Here is a 3,419-nt window from a genome sequence, read left to right on the forward strand (position 1 = left end):
GTAGTAGGCATCTGGTTTACCGCTTTGGGTATCTCCACGATGGCTTTCAACTTGAACGGTTTCAACTTCAACCAATCAATTATCGACTCTCAAGGTCGCGTTATCAACACTTGGGCTGATGTGATCAACCGCGCTAACTTGGGTATGGAAGTAATGCACGAGCGCAATGCTCACAACTTCCCTCTCGACTTGGCTGCTAGTGAAGTCACCCCAGTAGCAATGGTTGCTCCTTCTATCAACGGCTAAGTTTTAGTTTTTGATTAACAAAAAGCGCTCCTAGAAATATGGGCGCTTTTTGTTTGGGGAAAAATATTTTTCAGACAGTCATGGACCCATGGATCCGCCGGCGAAGACACCGCAACTACAAAAATAAACAGTTCGCGATCGCACTCCTATCAAAGAAACCGGCTTTTTTACCGAATCTAGGGGCTGCAACCCATCTTTTCATAAAAAACCCGGTTTCTGACCACCCGTGCGTCCTCGACTAATATTGATAAGTGCGATCGCCCTTGAATTCAACATAAATAATCCCCATGATATTTGAAACAGAGAGATTAGTTTTGAAACCGATTGTGGAGAGCGACCTCAACACGCTTCATAAAATTTTTATCGATGCCTATGTGAGGAGATATCTGTGCGACGGCGAAATCTGGTCGCTACAAAAGGTTGAAGAAATGCTTGCCGAAAACAAAAAGCTGTTTGCCCAAAAGCAATTCGGTATCTGGTTTATCGAAACTAAGAGCGATCGAGAAACTATTGGATTTGTTGGTTTGTGGTATTTTTTTGAAGAAGCACAGCCCCAGTTAGTTTACGCACTGCTGCCGAAAGCGCTTAAAAAAGGTTACGCTACTGAAGCATCAACCAAAATATTGGATTATGGTTTTGATGAACTTGGCTTTAACTATCTTGTCGCAAGTTGCGATCGCCCAAACATTGAGTCGCAAAAAGTCGCAGAAAGACTCGGAATGAAACAAGTAGAAGAAAGAATTATGAATGGAAATCCGATATTATTCTTTAGAATCGATAAGTAGTAATTAGCAGTAAGGGCGCAATGCACAAATGGCTTTCGGTGGTCGGGATTGGCGAAGATGGACTTTCGGGGCTCGGCCCGATCGCCTTTACCCTCCTCTCTCGATCTCAAATCGTTGTTGGTGGCGCCCGTCACCTAGCAATGCTACCAACCGACGACACCCGCGAAAAATTGGTTTGGGCATCGCCTTTGCAGACAACAGTTGACGAGATCCTCCGCCGCCGGGGACAGTCTGTGTGCGTGCTCGCAAGCGGCGATCCGATGTGTCACGGGATCGGCGTCACGCTGTCGCGCCAGATTCCCATGGAGGAAATGACTGTGATTCCCGCAGCATCGGCTTTTAGTCTTGCTTGCGCCCGTTTGGGTTGGCCACTAGCCCAAGTTGAGACTTTCAGTTTGACAAATCGCCCGATCGCATCGATCGCCCTTGCTTTGTCCCCCGGCGCGCGCCTGCTGGTGTTGAGTGCTGACAGGCACACCCCTAGTCTTGTGGCGGCAATGTTAACACAGCGGGGGTTTGGCAGCAGTTTGATGACCGTGTTCGAGCGGATGGGCTCGGAATCGGAACGGCGGATCGAGGGGGTAGCAGCAGCCTGGAATGCAGCGGATTTGGCTGATTTGAACACGATCGCAATTGCAGTTGCAGCCGATCGCGAAACTGTGATTTTCCGTCGTACCTCCGGTTTGCCGGATGCTGCTTATCGCCACGACGGACAACTTACCAAGCGGGAGGTTAGAGCCGTTACTCTGTCAACGTTAGCTCCGATGCCCGGAGAGTTGCTTTGGGATGTGGGTGCGGGCTGCGGATCGATCGCGATCGAATGGATGCGGAGTCATCCTCGGTGCAGGGCGATCGCTATCGAACGCCATCCGACTCGATTGCAATACATCGCTGAAAATGCCTCGACTTTCGGCGTTCCCGAACTCGAAATCATTGCGGGAGAAGCGCCAGAAGCCCTGACAAATTTGCCTCAACCGAATGCTATTTTCATCGGCGGCGGTGTCACCGCAGAAGCTGTGCTGGAAACTTGCTGGAATGCTTTAGGTGAAGGCGGCCGATTAGTTGTTAATGCGGTGACTGTTGAGAGCGAGTTTAAAGTTTTGCAATGGCACGATCGTTATGGTGGGGAACTCATTAGAATTGGGATTCAGCGAGTAGCGGCGATCGGCTCTTTTCAGGGTTGGAAGCCGCTTGCACCAGTGACGCAGTGGGCGGTAGTTAAAAGGTAAAAATATAATAAAAACGAGATTCTACATCAAGAATATTATCCCGCAATTGCGATAAAATTGTATGTCACCGTACCCCGAGCCGTCGGAGGCCAGAGTCAGGACATTAGCAGTCATATAAAATAATCCCCGATCTTCTTTCTATTTATAAATACTTTGGCGAGATTTGAGTTCATAGTAGATGGCCCACCAGTATCCCAACAAGCTCGCAGGCGAGATCGTCTTAAAGCTTGGAAAATGACGGTTAGGCAAGAGGCTGAAAAATACTGGTCTTCATAGCAAAAAACAGCTACGGGGCTCGTTATGCTCCAGATAACTTATTTCTACGATTCTGTTAAAATTGATGTGGACAACATAGTAAAGCCAATTCAAGATGCAATTATTGGCCTAGCCTACGTGGATGACGATCAAATAACCGATGTTCTAGTCCGGAAGAGGAATTTATCGGGTAACTTTACAGTAGAAAATATGACCTCGACCCTAGCGGAAGGATTTGCTCGTGGCAATGAATTCTTGCACATTGTCGTAATTGATGATCTTGACCAAGAGGTACTGACATGATGGCAACCCCAACTGCAAACATAGAAAGAGAGCGATTACTGAAATTAGCAGAGGAGTATCGTGAGAGAGGTTACGAGGTTTTATTTCATCCCAACCTTGAAGATTTACCTGACTTCCTGAAAAGCTATCGCCCCGATATGATAGTGCGCCTGGGTAAAGAGTCAGTAGTTATTGCAGTCAAGTCACGCTCCTCACTCAATTCATCCTCTACTCAATATTTACGCAATTTAGCCCAAGCAGTAGCAGAAAATCCTGGTTGGAGGTTTGAGTTAGTGATGACTAACCCGGAGGATGCAGTCTATTTGCCCAAAGCTGAGGGTACTCTTCAAGAGCCTGAAATAGAAGCGCGCTTGCAAGTAGCAAAGCAACTTGTAGCACAACAACATCTAGAGTCAGCTATGCTATATTCCTGGTCTTTAGTTGAGGCGACTTTGAGAATTGTTGGGGAAAAAGAAGACCTAAGTTTGACAAGATTACAGCCACTTTTTTTAGTAAAAAAACTGGCAACTGAGCGGGTAATTTCCCAATCATATCATGTCCGGTCGATTAACCATGATATGATCGGGAGGAACACCACCCCCATCAAATAAAGAATGCCAAA

At 47.1% G+C, this 3,419-nt stretch carries 4 protein-coding genes and 1 pseudogene; all 5 read left to right on the top strand.

Features of this window, described 5'->3' with window-relative positions:
- A pseudogene (locus QUB25_RS29445) lies at positions 1–246 on the top strand (photosystem II q(b) protein); the annotation flags it as partial.
- 287 nt (positions 247–533) lie between these two features.
- Positions 534–1,031, top strand: coding sequence for a GNAT family N-acetyltransferase (locus tag QUB25_RS29450; RefSeq protein WP_333188988.1), 498 nt, complete (start codon positions 534–536; stop codon positions 1,029–1,031).
- Between the two features lie 20 nt (positions 1,032–1,051).
- Positions 1,052–2,260 carry a precorrin-6y C5,15-methyltransferase (decarboxylating) subunit CbiE gene (cbiE, locus tag QUB25_RS29455; RefSeq protein WP_333188990.1) on the top strand — a complete coding sequence of 403 codons (1,209 nt, stop codon included), beginning with the start codon at positions 1,052–1,054 and terminating at the stop codon, positions 2,258–2,260.
- Between the two features lie 300 nt (positions 2,261–2,560).
- A complete protein-coding gene (locus QUB25_RS29460; protein WP_333188993.1) occupies positions 2,561–2,818 on the top strand; it encodes a RusA family crossover junction endodeoxyribonuclease in 258 nt (85 codons plus the stop codon).
- Positions 2,815–3,408 carry a hypothetical protein gene (locus QUB25_RS29465; RefSeq protein WP_333188995.1) on the top strand — a complete coding sequence of 198 codons (594 nt, stop codon included), beginning with the start codon at positions 2,815–2,817 and terminating at the stop codon, positions 3,406–3,408. Before QUB25_RS29460 ends, QUB25_RS29465 begins: the two co-directional genes overlap by 4 nt.
- Positions 3,409–3,419: the final 11 nt, after the last annotated feature.

It is taken from the genome of Microcoleus sp. B3-D7 (assembly GCF_036705305.1).
In the GTDB taxonomy this organism is placed as follows: Bacteria; Cyanobacteriota; Cyanobacteriia; order Cyanobacteriales; family Microcoleaceae; genus Microcoleus.